The sequence below is a fragment of the Streptomyces sp. NPDC098789 genome (genome assembly GCF_044759975.1).
Lineage (GTDB): Bacteria > Actinomycetota > Actinomycetes > Streptomycetales > Streptomycetaceae > Streptomyces.
Genome location: NZ_JBIWAJ010000002.1, coordinates 414,457 through 430,664, shown reverse-complemented (window position 1 = coordinate 430,664; position 16,208 = coordinate 414,457). Strand labels below are relative to the sequence as shown.

Sequence of the window (16,208 nt, the reverse complement as noted above, 5' to 3'; positions counted from 1 at the left end):
GCGCTCCCCCCGTCTCCGGTGTTCTGCGCTGCGAACAAGAAGAACTCTAGCCTGCGACCCGCCGGAAAGTGAAATCCGGGCCGGAGGGCCGTCGGGACACCGTCGGACGGCGTCAGACGTCGTCGCCGAGCACCGGTTCCGGCAGCGTGCCGGCGTTGTGCTCCAGCAGCCGCCAGCCCCGAGCGCCCTCACCGAGCACGGACCAGCAGCAGTTGGAGAGCCCGCCGAGGCCCTCCCAGTAGTGCGACTCCAGACCGAGGAGGCGGCCGATGGTGGTGCGGATGGTTCCGCCGTGGCTGACCACGACCAGCGTGCCGCCCTCGGAGAGCCGGTCCACGTGCCCCAGCACCACCGGAGCCGAACGGTCCGCTACCTCGGTCTCCAGCTCGCCACCGCCCCGTCGGACGGGCTCGCCGCGCTTCCACGCCGCGTACTGCTCGCCGTACTTCCCGAGGATCTCCTCGTGGGTCAGGCCCTGCCATTCGCCCGCGTACGTCTCGCGCAGCGCTTCGTCGTGCTCGACGGACAGGCCCGTGATCGCGGCCAGCTCGGCGGCGGTCGCGGCGGCCCGCTTGAGGTCGGAGGCGACGATGGCCTCCGGCTTCAGCGAGGCGAGCAGCCGGGCGGCGCGGCGCGCCTGCGCCACCCCGGCCTCGGTCAGCTCGATGTCCGTGGAGCCCTGGAAGCGGCGCTCCAGGTTCCAGGCGGTCTGGCCGTGACGCCACAGGACGATCTTGCGGCCCGCGCTCTTCTCGCTGCCGCCGCCACTGCCACTGCCACTACTGGCGCTGGTGCTGGTGCTGGCGCCCGCGCCAGTGTCGATCGCGCTCAGAACAGATCACCGTCCAGTTCGTCGTCGCTCATGTTCGCGCGCAGAGCGGCGTGCTCCTCGGCCTTGCCCTTGGTGAGCTTGGCGTCCTCGGGCAGGTCGATCTCGGGGCAGTCCTTCCACAGGCGCTCCAGCGCGTAGAAGACTCGCTCCTCGCTGTGCTGCACGTGGACGACGATGTCGATGTAGTCGAGCAGGATCCAGCGGGCGTCGCGGTCGCCCTCGCGGCGCACCGGCTTGGCGCCCAGCTCCTTCTGGAGCTTCTCCTCGATCTCGTCGACGATCGACTTGACCTGGCGGTCGTTGGGCGCCGAAGCGAGGAGGAAGGCGTCGGTGATCGACAGCACATCGCTGACGTCGTACGCGATGATGTCGTGCGCGAGCCGGTCGGCCGCGGCCTGGGCGGCGGCGGTGATGAGCTCGATGGAGCGGTCCGTGGCGGTCACTGGCCATGCTTTCGGGTCGGCGGGCAGATCCTTACAAGGGTCTCATGTACCGCCGACACCGCCCGCGCCAAAGCCGTGGCGCGGGCGGAAATGCTGGTCAGAGGGGGTGCCCCCGAGGTGATCAAGGACGCTCAGGGCGCCTTGTAGTCCTTGCCCAGGGTGACGACGACGTCCGCGTTCACCGCGTTCTCGGCCTTCTTGACCACCGTTTCCGGCAGTCCCAGCGTCTTGGCCACGTCGACCGCCTTCGCCCGCTGCGCGTCGTCCTGGTAGGTGATCTGCGAGGTGCTCTGGGTCGCCGGGGCCTTCCCGCCGTCCACGAAGCCGTAGCCGCCGTTGAGCAGCGCCGCCTTGGCCGCGAGCTGGGTCTTCTCGGTGCCGGTGGCGTCCCGCAGGCCCACCCGCAGGGCCGCGCCGGGCTTCGGGGCCGTCAGGGTGCCGCCGAGGACCTCCTTGATGACCTTCTTGTTGGCGTCCTCGGTCAGGGCCCCGTCGGCCTTCACCGGGAGCACGTCGGTGCGGTAGGCCCCGACCTTGGCGTGCTCGGCGAGCTTGGCCAGCGAGCTGCCGAGGGCCTTCTCGTTCAGCGAGGGGTCCAGGATCTGGGCGAGCGTCTCCACCGTCACCGTGGCCGCCGCGGGGTCGCCGGGCATCTTGCGCAGCACGCCGTAGAGGACCCTGCCGAAGCGCTCCAGCTGCTTGGCCTCCGGTTCGCCCTGTGCCTGGTAGGTGGCGTAGGCGACGGCCATGGGGCCGCTCAGGCTCTGCTTCTGGCCCTGGGCGACGGCGGGGGTCTTGGCCTTGTCGTCGGCGGGGACGGCGACGTCGGTGTCCACCTCGATGCCGCTGACCAGCTCGACGAGCCGTTCCAGGAACGGGGTGTCGAGGCGCCAGGTGCCGCCGATGCGGGTGCCGAGCATGGTGTCGAGGGCGTCGCGGGTGCCGCCGAGACCGTCCTCCTCCACGGACTTGGACAGGGCCGTGGAGGTGCCGTCCTCCTTGGGCACGGTGAGGGTGTTGGGGAGCAGGACGGTGGCGCCCTGCTTGGTGGTGACGTTGTCGACGAGCAGGGCCGTGGAGGTGCCGCCCCGCTTGGTGTTGTGCAGGTGGACGACGATCATGTCGCGCTTCTGCGGCCCGGTGGCGTCGGCAGCGGCGCCCTTCGCCTTCTGCGGCCCGTCGAGGAAGGGCAGCTTGTCCGCGTACCAGAGGTAGCCGAGGCCGCCGACGACGAACAGGGCGAGTACGACGATCAGCGCGACCACCCGGTTCTTGCCCCGGCGGCGGGCCTCCTCGCGGCGTTCGGTCCGGCTCTCGGTGAACTTGAGCCAGTCGATGACGTCCTCGGACTCCTCGTCCGGCTGGTCGATGAAGGCGAACTGCGCCGTCTGGTAGCCGTCGGCGTCGACCTCGGCCCGCCGCGGCTCGGGGACCTGCGCGGACACCGGCGCGGGCGCGGCCGCCGGCTCGGGGGCCTGAGGCTGCTCCGGGGAGCCCTGCTGCGGGATCCAGCGCTGGGTCTGCTGCGCCTGCGGTTGCGCCTGGGGCTGCTGTTGCTGCTGCGCCTGCTGCTGTGGCGGTTGCTGCTGCGGGTAGTAGTACTGCTGCTGCTGCTGTTGCTGTGCCTGTTGCTGCTGGTCGTAGCCCTGGTAGTCGTACTGCTGGACCGGCTGCTGGTACTGCTGCTGGTCGTACGCGGGCTGCTGAGCGGGCACCGGGCCGTACACCGGCTGCCCGTACGCGTCATAGCCGAGGAGTTGCTGCTCCTGGGCTGCGTACGAATCGGCCCGGTCGTACGGCTCCTGTCGGTCGTTCACCGCGGGGCCCCTCTCTGCGGAAGCGGAAGCTCAGGCTCCCCGGTACAGCTCACGCTTGTCGATATAGCGCACGACACCGTCCGGTACCAAGTACCAGACGGGATCGCCCTGGACCACCCTCGCACGGCAGTCCGTGGACGAGATGGCCAGCGCGGGGACCTCGACCAGCGAGACCCCGCCCTTGGGCAGGCCGTCGTCGGTGAGCACGTGCCCCGGACGGGTCACGCCGATGAAGTGGGCGAGGGCGAACAGCTCCTCGGCGTCGCGCCAGGTGAGGATCTGCCCGAGGGCGTCGGCGCCCGTGATGAAGAACAGGTCCGCGTCGTCATTGCGCGAGCGCAGGTCCCGCAGGGTGTCGATGGTGTAGGTCGGGCCGCCGCGGTCGATGTCGATGCGGCTCACCGAGAACTGCGGGTTCGACGCCGTGGCGATGACCGTCATCAGATAACGGTCCTCGGCCGCCGAGACCGCCCCGTGCGACTTCTGCCACGGTTCACCCGTCGGTACGAAGATCACCTCGTCGAGGTGGAAAAGGGCGGCCACCTCGCTGGCGGCCACCAGGTGTCCGTGGTGGATCGGGTCGAATGTCCCGCCCATCACCCCGAGCCGGCGCTTGACCGGGCCGGTAGGCATTTCCTGCTCTCCCATGAGCGCAGAGCCTACTGGCCCGGTGCCGCGACCATGACCCGCATTCGAGCACCTGAGCGACGGGCCCGCGCGGACCCTGCCACCCCTAGCGGTCGCGGTTCAGGCGGGTGGTCACCCAGAGCATGAGCAGCAGCAGGACGAAGGCGCCGCCACCGGTCAGGTAGGGGTTGAGGCTTTCGTGGTTGCCCGCGTGCTCACCGGCGCCCTCGGAGGCGAGGAGGACCAGGTCGTGGGCGGTGGACTGGAGGCTCATCAGGCAGGTTACCTATCGAGTCGGGGAGCGGGCGGAGACTTCCCTCACATCGTATGCGGGGGTCCGGGGCACGCTCACGCCGACTCAGGCGTTGGAGAGGATGGACGCACGGTGCGGCAGGTGGATCGAGGGGGAGCGCGATGACGGACGGCACGACATTCGAGAAGGCACCGGCCCGGGACCGCAGGAGGTTCCCCGGCATCTCGTCACGGACGTACGAGCACCCGGCGGACCGCTCGGCCCTCGTGGCCCTGCGCAAGCTGAGCGGTTTCGACACCGTCTTCAAGGCCCTCAGCGGGCTGCTTCCGGAGCGGAGCCTGCGGCTGCTGTTCCTGTCCGACTCGGTACGGGTGGGCGAGACCCAGTTCCCGCACCTGCACGCGATGTTGCTGGACGCCTGTTACATCCTGGACCTGGAGAAGGTCCCGCAGATGTACGTCCAGCAGGACCCGAAGCCCAATGCCATGTGCATCGGGCTGGACGAGCCGATCATCGTGGTCACCACGGGCCTGGTGGAGCTGCTGGACGAGGAGGAGATGCGGGCGGTCGTGGGCCACGAGGTGGGCCACGCGCTGTCGGGGCACTCCGTGTACCGCACGATCCTGCTCTTCCTGACGAACCTGGCGCTGAAGGTGGCGTGGATCCCGCTGGGCAATGTCGCGATCATGGCGATCGTCACGGCGCTGCGGGAGTGGTTCCGCAAGTCCGAGCTGTCGGCGGACCGGGCCGGCCTGCTGGTCGGACAGGACGTCCAGGCCTCGATGCGCGGTCTCATGAAGATCGCGGGCGGCAACCACCTGCACGAGATGAACGTGGACGCCTTCCTCGCCCAGGCCGAGGAGTACGACGCCGCCGGCGACCTGCGCGACTCGGTCCTGAAGATCCTCAACGTGCTGCCGCGCACGCACCCCTTCACCACCGTGCGGGCCGCGGAGCTGAAGAAGTGGGCCGAGAGCCGCGACTTCCAGCGGATCATGGCCGGTCACTACCCGCGCCGCGAGGAGGACAAGGACACCTCGGTGACCGACTCCTTCCGCCAGTCCGCCGCGCACTACGCCGATGCGGTGCGCACCAGCAAGGACCCGCTGATGAAGCTGGTCGGCGACATCGCGGGCGGTGCGGGCGACCTCGGCGGCAAGCTGCGCGACAAGTTCACCGGCAGCGCGGCCCCGAGCGCCCCTGATGCCCCGGGCGCCCCGGCTGCCCCCGGCTCTTCGGACGAACCGACCGCCGACGGCAAGGACGGCAAGGGCGGCGCTACGGAAGCGGGCTGACCGGAGCCACCGGGTCGACCGTGGCGGGCTCCGGCGCGGGTCCCGGATCGGCCTGGGCCGGCGTGGGGGCGTCCGTCGGCGGCGGGGCCAGCACCCCGCACAGGCCCGAGGTCCGGCGCGGGCGGCCGCTGGCGTAGGGGTCGGTCGCGGCCGGGCCCACCGTGGTCGCGGCGGCCCCGGCGAGCAGCGGCCGGAAGCCCGTGGCCGGGTCGACGGCGCAGTCCTGCGGCCCGGCGCTCACGTAGGCCGACAGCAGCTCCACCCGGTGGGCCACCAGGTCCTCGCGGTCGAAGCGCATGCGCAGCTCGCGGCGGACGGTGAAGAGCGAGGCGTTGTCGAGCCCGGGTCCGGCGACGGCCCCGCGGACGGTGTAGACGAAGGTGTGGTCGGAGGTGACCTCCAGGACGTCCGGAGCGACCTCCTCGAAGCCCAGCGTGCCGCTCACGCGCACCCGGGAGTCGGCCAGTACGGCGGTGCCCGCGTCGAAGCGGACGAGCCAGCCGGTGGCCGCGTGCTGCCCGTCCCCGGTGGGATTGGTCATGCTGCGGTCGAACTGGGCCAACAGGTCCGGGTCCAACAGCACCCGCACCGGCCGGGAGGCGGTGCCGCCGAGCACGTCCGGGTCGAGCGAGGACTGGACGAGGTAGTCCTTGGCCGTGGCCACCGCGGTCAGCACCTGGGCCTCGCTGAAGTGCTGGGTGCGGCGCACCGCGGGCAGGGTGATGCCGGCCGCTCCCACCCGGTATTCGGCGGCCGGGCTCTTCGCGTACAGGTCGGCCGGCTTGCCGCCGGGCACGGGGGTGGTGGGGGCCAGCGGGACGACCGTGGCGGTGAGCGGCTGGGCGCGTCCCGGGGGCGGGGGCACGTAGGGATTGCTCAGGCCGAGGTAGACGGCGACGCCGAAGGCCATGGCGATCAGCAGCACCAGCAGCAGCCCCTGGCGGGCGGCGCGGCCCGGAGCCCCGTTGACCGGTCGGGGCGCGCCGGAGGACCACATGGAGCGGCTGCGCACGGCCCTGGCGTGCTCGCCCATGCGCTCTTCCGCGGAGAACTCCTGGAGCCGGGCAGCCCGGACGAAGTCCTCGTCGAACACCAGCGACCGGTACTCGTCCGGCCGGAATTCGTCCTCGCCCCCGCCGATGCCCTCGGGGGTGCCGTCGGGTGGATCTCCTGGCACGGCCATCGCTTCTCCCCGCTGTCCCCGCTTCAGAGAAGCCCCCTACCCACAAGCGCGCCGGATTCCGGACGCACGTGAGAGGGGTCTACCTTCAGGGTTGGCGAACGACGGGGCGCGTAAACTCGCCGGACCCGGTGACTTCCGCCAATGGAGTGCTTGCGGGCGCCGGAGCGGGGCGCGGGGCCGGGTCGGGGTCGCCCGCCGCGCCGCGGTAGACGGCGCTGAAGGCGAGCGTGACCATGCCGACGCCCATCACGACGGCGAGCACCCAGGCGACGGGCCGCAGCCACCGGGAGCGGCCGCGGTAGGGGCGCAGGGAGCCTCCGTAGGCTCCGTACGGGCCGTAGCCGTACCCGTAGCCGTAGTCGCGCCCGGACTCGTCGAGGCCGTAGCCCTCGGGTCCGTAGCCGTACGGATGGCCCTCGTGGCCCTCGAAGGAGTCGTCGTCGGTGGCCCAGCCGCCCGCGACGGCGGCGGCGCGGGCCTCCGCGTCGGCGCGGGCGCGGTCGGCCGCCCGCTGGCGCTCCAGGGCGCTCGGTTCATGGATCTCGGCGTTCCGGACGAAGTCCTCGTCGAACACCACGGAGGCGAAGTCGTACTCCGCGCCTCCGCGGTCGTCGTCGGGCTCCCCGTCGTCCGGGAACGGTTGGCCCCCCACGTCGTCCGGCACATCGCCAGCCTAGACCTGGGGGGCGGCTTTGGGCAGGGCATCTACCGAATTCCGGCCACGCGGGGTACGGCGGTCGACTACCGAACGTGACCGTCACCGGTGACGATGTACTTGGTCGACGTCAGCTCCGGGAGCCCCATCGGGCCCCGGGCGTGCAGCTTCTGGGTGGAGATCCCGATCTCCGCGCCGAAGCCGAACTGACCACCATCGGTGAACCTGGTGGAGGCGTTCACGGCGACCGTGGTCGACTCGACCAGCTGGGTGAAGCGGCGTGCGGCGGCCTGCGAGGTGGTGACGATGGCCTCGGTGTGCCCGGAGGTCCAGCGCCGGATGTGGGCGACGGCGTCGTCCAGGGAGTCCACGACGCCGGCGGCGATGTCGTAGGACAGGTACTCGGCGGCCCAGTCCTCGTCGGTGGCGGCCAGCGCGGTCACCTTGGACTCCTCGGCGTACGAGAGCACCTCGGCGTCGCCGTGCACGGTCACCCCGGCGTCCGCGAGGGCGTCCAGCGCCAGCGGGAGGAAGGCGTGGGCGATGTCGCGGTGGACCAGCAGGGTCTCGGCGGAGTTGCAGACGGAGGGCCGCTGCGCCTTGGAGTTGACGAGGATGTTCACCGCCATGGCCAGGTCGGCCTGTGCGTCGACGTAGACGTGGCAGTTGCCGGTGCCGGTCTCGATGACGGGAACGATGGATTCCTCGACGACCGTCTTGATGAGGGAGGCGCCGCCGCGCGGGATGAGGACGTCGACGAGGCCGCGGGCGCGCATCAGCTCGCGGACGGAGTCGCGGCTCTCGCCGGGCACCAGCTGGACCGCGTCGGCGGGCAGCCCCGCGCTCTCGACCGCGTCCCGGAGGATGCCGACGAGGGCGGTGTTGGAGGCGTAGGCGGAGGAGCTGCCGCGCAGGAGCACCGCGTTGCCGGACTTCAGGCAGAGGGCGGCGGCGTCGACGGTGACGTTGGGGCGGGCCTCGTAGATGATGCCGACGACGCCGAGCGGGACGCGGACCTGGCGCAGGTCGATGCCGTTGGGGAGGGTCGAGCCGCGGACGACCTCGCCGACCGGGTCGGGCAGTGCCGCGACGTCCCGGACGTCGGCGGCGATGGCGCGGATCCGCTCCGCCGTGAGGGTGAGGCGGTCGATGACGGTCTCGCTGGTGCCGGCGGCGGCGGCCTTGGCGGTGTCGACGGCGTTGGCCTCGATGATCTCGGCCGTACGGGCCTCCAGCGCGTCCGCGATCGCCAGCAGCGCGGTGTCCTTGGCGGACCGCGGGAGGGGGGCGAGGGTGGCGGCGGCCGTCTTCGCGCGGGTGGCGGTGGCGGTGACGGTTTCGGCTGCGCCGGGGCGGGGGGCGTCGTTCTGCGAGGTCATGCGTGCAGGGTAGTCCCCGGGGGGTGGGGGTCGGCCGGGGTTCCATCCCGCGAGACGGTTGCTCCGCGGGGGTGCCGGTGGGAGGGGTGCCGGGCCGCTGCGCGGGGCCGGTCCCCTACCCGCCCCTTCCCGAAACCGGGCTCCGCCCGGACCCGGTCCTCAAACTCCCCCGGCTACCGCTGGGAGGTGCCCCCGGACGGGCTGAAAGCCCGAACGCCGGCGGGGCTGAGAAAGCCCGCCCGGCGATTGAGGGCACATGCGGGACGGTCAGTACGGGTGGACGCCGACCGGGTGGGCCGGTGGGGGGCCGTAGCCTTCGGCCACGCGTTGGTGGTAGGTCGCGCGGTCGATAACCTCAAGGCCGACGATCTCCCAGGCCGGGAGCCTGGCGGAGGAGCGGTGCTCGCCCCACAGCCGCAGGGCGACGGCGGCCGCGTCGTGCAGGTCGCGGGCCTCTTCCCAGTACCGGATCTCCGCGTGGTCGTCGGCGTACCGGCTGGTCAGCAGGAAGGGGTGGTCGTGGGCCAGCTGTTCCAGCCCGCGCCGGACCTCGGACAGCGGGACCGGCTTGCCGGAGACGCTGAGGGTGATGTGCCACAGCCGGGAGTCGTCCCGGTCGTCACCGTGACCGGAACCCGCCGCGTCGTAGTCTCCCGAGCCGACGCTGGTCAGCGCTCGTCTCACCAGCCGCCTCCTGTCTGCGCGCTCCTCGTGTCCGCCCCTCACAGTTGACCAGTCCCCGACCGACCGCGCGGCGGTTTTGCCCAACATCGGCCCTGCGGGCTCAGTCCTGGAGCAGTACCAGGTCGTCCCTGTGTACGACCTCGCGCTCGTACTCCGGGCCCAGCTCGCGCGCCAGTTCCTTCGTGGAGCGGCCCAGCAGCTGCGGCAGTTCCTTCGCGTCGAAATTCACCAGCCCGCGGGCGAAGGCGTGCCCCCGCGCGTCCCGCAGCTCGACCGGGTCCCCCGCGATGAAGTCGCCGCCGACCGACGCGATGCCCGCGGGCAGCAGCGAGCTGCCGCGTTCGGTCACCGCGCGGACCGCTCCGTCGTCCAGGAGCAGGTGGCCCTGGGGGGCGGAGGCGTGCTGGAGCCACAGGAGCCGGTCGGTGGAGCGGCGGCCCGTGGCGTGGAAGTGGGTGCCGGTCGCGCCGCCCGCGAGGGCGTCGGCGGCCTGGCTGGCGGAGGTCAGGACCACCGGGATGCCGGCGGCGGCTGCGATCCGCGCGGCCTCGACCTTGGTGACCATGCCGCCCGTGCCCACGCCCGCCTTGCCGGCGCTGCCGATGGTGACGTGGGCGATGTCCTCGGGGCCGCGCACCTGGTCGATGCGGGTGGTGCCGGGGAGGGCGGGGTCGCCGTCGTAGAGCCCGTCGACGTCGGAGAGGAGGATCAGGAGGTCGGCGCGGACCAGGTGCGCGACGAGGGCGGCCAGCCGGTCGTTGTCGCCGAAGCGGATCTCGTCGGTGGCGACCGTGTCGTTCTCGTTGACGACGGGCAGGGCGCCCATCGCGAGCAGCTGGTCCAGGGTGCGGTAGGCGTTGCGGTAGTGCGCGCGGCGGCTGGTGTCGTCGGTGGTCAGCAGCACCTGGCCGACGCGCACGCCGTAGCGCGCGAAGGAGGCGGTGTAGCGGGCGACGAGCAGGCCCTGGCCGACGCTGGCGGCGGCCTGCTGGCGGGCCAGGTCCTTGGGGCGGCGGCGCAGTCCGAGCGGGGAGAGGCCGGCGGCGATGGCGCCGCTGGAGACCAGCACGATCTCCTTCTCGCCACCGCTGCGGGCCTTGGCCAGTACGTCGACCAGGGCGTCCACCCGGTCGGCGTCCAGCCCGCCCGCCGCGGTGGTGAGCGAGGAGGAGCCGACCTTGACGACGATCCTGCGGGCGTCGGCCACGCCCTGCCTTGCCGCTGACACGCTTGTCCCCTTGCCCCTCGCCCGATGTACGGGCCTCAATCTACGGGGTGGCCTCCCGGCCGTGCCCGCGGGTTTCAGACCGTGGACGCGGAGGAGGTCGAGGACCGCTGGGGCTCGGACCCGGCGGGGTCGGCGGCCTCGGCCGCGTCCGTTCCGGGGATCAGGATGCGCCGCGAGATCACGTAGGTGAAGGGGATCGCGATGACGGCGGCGACCAGCGGCGCGATCTTCTCGTTCATGCCCGCCCAGTCCACCAGGAGGAGCAGGCCGACCGACTGGATCACGTAGTTGGTGATGTTGGTCAGCGGGAAGAGCAGGAACTTCTTCCAGGTGGGCTTGGTCCGGTAGGTGAAGTAGGTGTTCATGAAGAACGAGCCGACCATCGCCAGCACGAAGGCCAGCGTGTAGGCGGCGAAGTACGGCATGTGCGGGTGCAGCAGCAGGTACAGCACGAAGAAGGTGCCGGTGTTCACCCCGCCGACGAGGCCGAAGCGGAGTATCTGGCCGAGCTGGCTCTTCATCGGGCGTCCTGCTCCGTGGCGGTCGCGGCCGGGGTCGCGGCAGCGGTGGCCGTGGCGGTGGGGCCCGTCGCCTGCGGCGTGGGCGTGGGGGTGAGGGACGAGCGGGGCGGTTCGATGGTGACGCCGTGCGATTCCTTGACCAGGAAGTGCGGGCGGCGCTTGGTCTCGTAGTAGATGCGCCCGATGTACTCGCCGATCAGGCCCAGCATGATCATCTGGACGCCGCCGATGCCGACGATGAGGGCGACGAGCGTGACGTAACCGGGTGAATCGATACCGTCCGTCAACGCCATGACGATGATCCACAGGGCGTACACGGCGGTGAGCGCGACCAGGGACACGCCCGCCCAGATCCCGATCCGCAGCGGCCGGTTGTTGAAGGAGATCAGGCCGTCCATGCCGTAGTTCAGCAGGGACCCGAGCTTCCACTTCGTCTCCCCCGCCTCGCGCTGCGCGTTGCGGTAGTCGAAGTGGACGGTGTCGAAGCCGATCCAGGAGAAGAGGCCCTTGGAGAAGCGGTTGTACTCGGGCAGCGAGAGCAGCGCGTCCACGGCCGGGCGGGACAGCAGCCGGAAGTCGCCGACCCCGTCGGCCAGCTCCACGTCGACCCAGCGGTTGATCCCGCGGTAGTAGAGCCGGCTCAGGGCGCTGCGCAGCTTCTTGTCGCCCTCGCGGGTGCGCCGGGCGATGATCTGGTCGTGGCCCTGCCGGTAGTAGTCGAGCATGGTCGCGATCAGGTCCGGCGGGTGCTGGAGGTCCGCGTCCATGATCACGACGGCGTCGCCGGTGGTCTCGCGCAGGCCGGCGAGCATGCCGGCCTCCTTGCCGAAGTTGCGGCTGAAGGAGACGTACCGGGTCTGGTCGCCGTACTCGGCGGCGATCTTGCGGAGCTTCTCCAGCGTGCCGTCGCGGCTGCCGTCGTCGACGTAGCAGACCTCGTAGTCGACGGGGAGGGCGTCCAGGACCCTGCGGATCTCGGTGTCGAAGCTGTCGATGACCGCTTCTTCGTTGTAGCAGGGGACTACTACGGACAGCTTCGTCATGAACACTTCCTGCTGGGTCCGAACGGGTGATTGTCAGCGGCCGGACCCGACGCTCACCTCTTCCTTAGAAGTATGCACGCCGCCGGGCGGCCTGCCTGAGGTGAGTGCGGTACACGGTAGCTTTGAACTGGTGGGGGTCCCTCCGGACGGAGTCCGGGGGCGGAAGGAACAACAAGATCGAGGTGCACGTGCCTGACGTCTCCGTGGTCGTCATCGTCTACAACGACGCAGAGCGTCTGCCGACAGCGGTGCGGTCGGTTCTGGACCAGACCCTAGCCGGAGTCGAAGTCGTGATCGTCGACGACTGCAGCGAGGACCGGTCCTTCGCGATCGCCCAGGAGCTGGAAGCGGCCCATCCGGGCCGGGTCCGCGCCTTCCGGCTGCCCGAGAACAGCGGCGGCTGCGGCGCACCGCGCAACCACGGCATCCAGCGGGCGACCGGCACCTACGTCATGTTCCTGGACAGCGACGACGTGCTGGAGCGCAACGCCTGCCGCAACATGCTCGACGCCGCCGAGCGGACCGGTTCCGACCTGGTCGCCGGCATGTGCGTCCGGGTCCACCTGGACAACCGGTTCGGCAAGACGACCGAGTGGTACCCCTGGATCTACTCCCGCACGCGGACGCTGGAGTCGATCACCGAGTACCCGGACCTGCTGGTCTACGACACCCTCTCGACGAACAAGTGCTACCGCCGCGCGTTCCTGCTGGAGCAGGGGCTGGAGTTCCCGGTCGGGATCCACTACGAGGACCTGCTCTTCTCGGCCCAGGCCTACGTCGCGGCCAGCCGGATCACGCTGATCCCCAACCAGGTCTACTTCTGGAACGTGGTCGAGAAGGCCGCCGACAAGTCGATCAGCAACCGGCGCCACGAGATCGCGAACTTCGTCCACCGGATGGAGATCCACCGCCGGGTCGACGAGCTGCTCGCCAGCAAGGGCCACGACCAGATCAAGTCCGCCAAGGACGCCAAGTTCCTCAAGCACGACCTCGTGCTGCACCTGCGTGACCTGCGGCTGCTGGACGACGACTACCGCCAGGAGTTCGCCCGCCTGGCCAACGGCTACCTGGCGGGCATCGACCCGGACGCCTACGAGCACGTCACCGCGCTCCAGGCGATCTGCGCGTACCTGCTCGGCCAGGAGGACTGGGACAACCTGCTCTCGGCCGCCGACTCCATGACCAACAAGGGGCGGCTGTCCTCCCCGCTCGCGGAGCGCGACGGGCGCGTCTACTGGTGCGCCGAGCACCTCGACGACGCCGAGGCCCGCCGGATACTGGACGTCACCGACCAGGGCTTCCACACCACCGCGCTGACCTCGCTGGCCCTGGGCAACCGACTCACCTCCTACGAGGACGACGGCCGCGGCACGGTCACCGTGTCGGGCGCCGTCGTGAACCCGCTCGGCCGGATCCGGCCCGACGCGGAGCTGAGCGCGGAGCTGGAGTTCCGCGCCCGGCGACAGATCGGGGTGCGGTCCTTCCGCTTCCCCGTGGCAACCGTGCGCCACGCCGGTGACACGATCGAGTGGACCGCGACGGCCGACATCGGCTCGACCGTGCGCCCGCTCGGCATCATCGACGCCGTCTGGGACGTCCGGCTCAAGCTGAAGGCCGGCGGCGACCGCCTCTCCACCCGGGTCTCGGTCGGCGACGTCGACCTGGAGAAGGCGACCAAGCTGCGCGTGCGCCCCCGGCTGACCCGGCTGGTCTCCGACCGCTTCGAGCCGGAGATCACCAAGAAGGGCAACCTCTCCTACGTCCTGACCGCGGAGGGCGCCGCCGCCGTCCGCACCCAGAACCTGATCAACAACGCCATGCACGGCAAGGCGGCCGGAGTGGTCAAGCGCGGACTGCGCAAGGCCCTGCGGGCCCGCCGGAACATCGGTTCCGGCGAGCAGAAGGTGAAGCTCTACCACGAGGTCTTCTCGAAGCTGCCGATCAAGAAGGGCACGGTCGTCTTCGAGAGCCACATGGGCAAGCAGTACAGCGACAGCCCCAAGGCGATCTACGAGGAGATGGTCCGCCAGGGCGTCGCCTTCGACGCGGTGTGGTCCTACGCGGGCGCCCGCCCCACGGGCTTCCCCAAGGAGGCCACCCTGGTCAAGCGCTGGAGCTGGCCCTACCTGCGGGCGCTGGCCCAGGCCGAGTACTGGATCGACAACCAGGGCTTCCCGCTCGCGCTCGCCAAGCGCCCCGGGACGACGTACATCCAGACCTGGCACGGATCCGCCCTCAAGCGCATGGGCTTCCACGAGCCGCGCACCAAGGCGCAGGGACGCGCGGGGCAGGCCAAGTTCCAGAAGGCCGTGGACCGTTTCGACCACTTCCTGATCCGCTCCGAGCACGACGCCCGCACCCTCGCCAAGGGCTTCCGGCTGCGCGACGAGGTCCTGATGCGCACCGGCTACCCGCGCAACGACGCCCTGGTCGCGGCGCACCGCGCCGAGGCGGACAGCGGCGAGCGGGTGCGCGGTCCGCTCGCCGCTGAGCTGGGCATCGCCCCGGACACGAAGGTGCTGCTGTACGCGCCGACCTTCCGGGCGAACGCGGACGGCGCGGTGGAGGGCTTCACCTTCCCGTTCGACGTCGAGGAGTTCGCGGAGCGGCTCGGTGACCGCTTCACGCTGCTGGTGCGCACGCACTACCTCAACAGCGTCTCCCTGCCGCCCTCGGTGGCGGGCCGGGTGATCGACGTGTCCCGCAGGCACGACATCACCCCGCTGCTGGAGCTCGCCGACGGGCTGATCACGGACTACTCGTCCGTGATGTTCGACTACGCCGTCCTCGACCGGCCGATGGTCTTCTTCGCCTACGACTACGAGAAGTACACGACGGACATCCGCGGCACGTACTTCGACCTGAAGGAGAAGGCCCCGGGCCCGGTCGTGGCCACGGCGGACGAACTCCTGCAGGCGCTGGGCGCCTTCGAGGAGGCGGACGCCAAGTACGCGGAGTCCCGCGCCCGTTTCCTCGCCGAGTTCGGCGAGTACGACCGCGGGGACGCGGCCCGCCAGATCGTCGAGAAGTTCTTCACCAGGGGTGGCAAGTGAGCGAGCAGAGCGTCGAGTCACTGCCGACCGACGGACGGGACGTCTTCATCGTCTCCAACAGCGTGGACGAGCTGGGCGGGGTGACCACCTGGTCGCACCAGATGGCCCGGCTCCTCACCGACCGCGGCCACCGGGTGCACGTCGTCGGCATCGCCCCCGTCGCCGAGGAGATCCGCCAGGAGTTCCCGGCGGACCTGCCGTACGCCACGACCACGCTGTACGACGCCCACCCGCCCGCGGCCCGTCGGCTGCACGGCATCAAGGGGCGCCTCAACGCCCCCGAGCGGCGCCGCCAGGCGGTCCGCCGGGCCGGGATGCGGGCCAAGGCCGAGCGGCTGAGCGCTCTGTTCCGGGCGGCCCGCCCCGGCGCGGTCGTGATCGTCACCCAGGTCTGGGCGATGGAGTGGGTGGCGCTCAGCGACACCAAGGGGCTCAGCCTCATCGGGATGAGCCACGAGTCCTACGAGGCCAGCCACAAGTCCACCCGCGCGGCCCGGGTCCGGCGCCACTACCGGGACGTGGACCGGCTGCTGGTGCTGACCCCGGAGGACGCGGACCTCTGGATCCGCTCCGGCATGCAGAACGTCTCCAGCATGCCGAACCCGCTGCCCTTCATGCCGGACTCCCCCGCCCCGCGCACCGAGAAGGTCGTCGCCTGCGTGGGTCGCCTCGCCGACGAGAAGGGCGTCGACCTGCTGCTGGACGCCTGGGCGGACGCCGTGCCCCAGCATCCCGACTGGACCCTGCGGATCTACGGCGCGGGCGTCGACGCGGACATGCTGCGCGAGCGCTGCACCTCGCTCGGCCTGGACGATTCGGTCGAGTGGATGGGCAGCACGAACGACGTGCTGGGCGCCCTGCGCGGGGCCTCGGTCTTCGCCCAGGCCTCCCGGGCCGAGGGGTTCCCGATCACCCTGCTGGAGGCGATGGCGGCGGGCGTGCCCTGCGCGGCCTTCGACTGCGCGCCGGGCGTCCGGGCGATCGTCACCCACGGGGAGGACGGGCTGCTCGCGCGGCTCGGCAACACCATGGAACTGGCCGGCCACCTGCGGTTGTTGATGGCGGACAAGGAGCTGCGCGACCGGATGGGCGACGCCGCCTTCCAGAGCGTGCGCCGCTTCTCCAGCGCCGAGATCACCGACCGGTGGGAGAAGCTGTTCGCGTTCCTGGAACGCTGACCGGTCGGCTGTACGCC

Annotated in this window: 15 protein-coding genes; 3 read left to right on the top strand and 12 right to left on the bottom strand. The window is 71.1% G+C overall.

The genetic code is table 11. From position 1 onward, the window contains the following. Positions 1-112: 112 nt before the first annotated feature. From ACIQWR_RS06185 to ACIQWR_RS06165, 5 genes are all read right to left on the bottom strand, one after another. Positions 113-733 (bottom strand): histidine phosphatase family protein, encoded by a 621-nt coding sequence (locus ACIQWR_RS06185; protein WP_399267165.1) that lies wholly within the window; start codon positions 731-733, stop codon positions 113-115. A gap of 95 nt (positions 734-828) precedes the next feature. Then, positions 829-1,275, bottom strand: coding sequence for a ribosome silencing factor (gene rsfS, locus ACIQWR_RS06180; RefSeq protein WP_404005449.1), 447 nt, complete (start codon positions 1,273-1,275; stop codon positions 829-831). A gap of 131 nt (positions 1,276-1,406) precedes the next feature. Further along, positions 1,407-3,092: an LCP family protein gene (locus ACIQWR_RS06175; RefSeq protein WP_404005447.1), complete on the bottom strand. Its 1,686-nt coding sequence runs from the start codon at positions 3,090-3,092 to the stop codon at positions 1,407-1,409. Positions 3,093-3,122: 30 nt separating this feature from the next. Further along, the gene (gene nadD, locus ACIQWR_RS06170; protein ID WP_404005445.1) at positions 3,123-3,740 is read right to left on the bottom strand and encodes a nicotinate-nucleotide adenylyltransferase; all 618 of its coding nucleotides are present in this window, start codon (positions 3,738-3,740) and stop codon (positions 3,123-3,125) included. Positions 3,741-3,825: 85 nt separating this feature from the next. After that, positions 3,826-3,993 carry a hypothetical protein gene (locus tag ACIQWR_RS06165; RefSeq protein WP_354380222.1) on the bottom strand — a complete coding sequence of 56 codons (168 nt, stop codon included), beginning with the start codon at positions 3,991-3,993 and terminating at the stop codon, positions 3,826-3,828. A gap of 140 nt (positions 3,994-4,133) precedes the next feature. Here ACIQWR_RS06165 and ACIQWR_RS06160 point away from each other — a divergent pair, with 140 nt between their 5' ends. Then, on the top strand, positions 4,134-5,267 hold the full coding sequence (locus tag ACIQWR_RS06160) for a M48 family metallopeptidase (protein ID WP_404005444.1): 1,134 nt from the start codon (positions 4,134-4,136) through the stop codon (positions 5,265-5,267). On the opposite strand, the gene ACIQWR_RS06155 is transcribed toward ACIQWR_RS06160, so the two are convergent. The 7 genes from ACIQWR_RS06155 to ACIQWR_RS06125 form a co-directional block, all read right to left on the bottom strand. Further along, a complete protein-coding gene (locus ACIQWR_RS06155) occupies positions 5,251-6,450 on the bottom strand; it encodes a hypothetical protein (protein WP_404005443.1) in 1,200 nt (399 codons plus the stop codon). The genes ACIQWR_RS06160 and ACIQWR_RS06155 overlap by 17 nt on opposite strands. Positions 6,451-6,535: 85 nt before the next feature. Then, entirely contained in the window at positions 6,536-7,114 is a 579-nt protein-coding gene (locus ACIQWR_RS06150; RefSeq protein ID WP_399267120.1) for a hypothetical protein, read from the bottom strand. Between the two features lie 77 nt (positions 7,115-7,191). Beyond that, entirely contained in the window at positions 7,192-8,484 is a 1,293-nt protein-coding gene (locus ACIQWR_RS06145) for a glutamate-5-semialdehyde dehydrogenase (RefSeq protein ID WP_404005442.1), read from the bottom strand. A gap of 267 nt (positions 8,485-8,751) precedes the next feature. Further along, the gene (locus ACIQWR_RS06140; protein ID WP_404005440.1) at positions 8,752-9,255 is read right to left on the bottom strand and encodes a hypothetical protein; all 504 of its coding nucleotides are present in this window, start codon (positions 9,253-9,255) and stop codon (positions 8,752-8,754) included. 13 nt (positions 9,256-9,268) lie between these two features. Continuing rightward, positions 9,269-10,396, bottom strand: a complete 1,128-nt coding sequence (gene proB / locus ACIQWR_RS06135) for a glutamate 5-kinase (RefSeq protein ID WP_404005438.1) — start codon at positions 10,394-10,396, stop codon at positions 9,269-9,271. Between the two features lie 74 nt (positions 10,397-10,470). Next, complete coding sequence (locus ACIQWR_RS06130; protein ID WP_404005437.1) at positions 10,471-10,917, bottom strand: GtrA family protein; 447 nt, start codon at positions 10,915-10,917, stop codon at positions 10,471-10,473. Then, positions 10,914-11,960 (bottom strand): glycosyltransferase family 2 protein, encoded by a 1,047-nt coding sequence (locus tag ACIQWR_RS06125; protein ID WP_404005436.1) that lies wholly within the window; start codon positions 11,958-11,960, stop codon positions 10,914-10,916. The genes ACIQWR_RS06130 and ACIQWR_RS06125 overlap by 4 nt, the downstream gene beginning before the upstream one ends. Positions 11,961-12,142: 182 nt before the next feature. Between ACIQWR_RS06125 and ACIQWR_RS06120 the strand changes: the two genes are divergently transcribed. Together ACIQWR_RS06120 and ACIQWR_RS06115 are read left to right on the top strand one after the other, a co-directional pair. Then, positions 12,143-15,013, top strand: a complete 2,871-nt coding sequence (locus tag ACIQWR_RS06120; RefSeq protein WP_404005434.1) for a CDP-glycerol glycerophosphotransferase family protein — start codon at positions 12,143-12,145, stop codon at positions 15,011-15,013. Next, entirely contained in the window at positions 15,010-16,191 is a 1,182-nt protein-coding gene (locus ACIQWR_RS06115; RefSeq protein WP_404005433.1) for a glycosyltransferase, read from the top strand. The genes ACIQWR_RS06120 and ACIQWR_RS06115 overlap by 4 nt, the downstream gene beginning before the upstream one ends. The last annotated feature ends 17 nt before the right edge of the window (positions 16,192-16,208 follow it).

Excerpts from the sequence above, each read along its gene's own strand:
- ACIQWR_RS06130 (WP_404005437.1), bottom strand. The coding sequence starts at position 10,917 with ATGAAGAGCCAGCTCGGCCAGATACTCCGCTTCGGCCTCGTCGGCGGG.
- nadD (WP_404005445.1), bottom strand. The coding sequence starts at position 3,740 with ATGGGAGAGCAGGAAATGCCTACCGGCCCGGTCAAGCGCCGGCTCGGG.
- ACIQWR_RS06155 (WP_404005443.1), bottom strand. The coding sequence starts at position 6,450 with ATGGCCGTGCCAGGAGATCCACCCGACGGCACCCCCGAGGGCATCGGC.
- ACIQWR_RS06145 (WP_404005442.1), bottom strand. The coding sequence starts at position 8,484 with ATGACCTCGCAGAACGACGCCCCCCGCCCCGGCGCAGCCGAAACCGTC.
- ACIQWR_RS06160 (WP_404005444.1), top strand. The coding sequence starts at position 4,134 with ATGACGGACGGCACGACATTCGAGAAGGCACCGGCCCGGGACCGCAGG.
- ACIQWR_RS06165 (WP_354380222.1), bottom strand. The coding sequence starts at position 3,993 with ATGAGCCTCCAGTCCACCGCCCACGACCTGGTCCTCCTCGCCTCCGAG.
- ACIQWR_RS06125 (WP_404005436.1), bottom strand. The coding sequence starts at position 11,960 with ATGACGAAGCTGTCCGTAGTAGTCCCCTGCTACAACGAAGAAGCGGTC.
- ACIQWR_RS06140 (WP_404005440.1), bottom strand. The coding sequence starts at position 9,255 with ATGTTGGGCAAAACCGCCGCGCGGTCGGTCGGGGACTGGTCAACTGTG.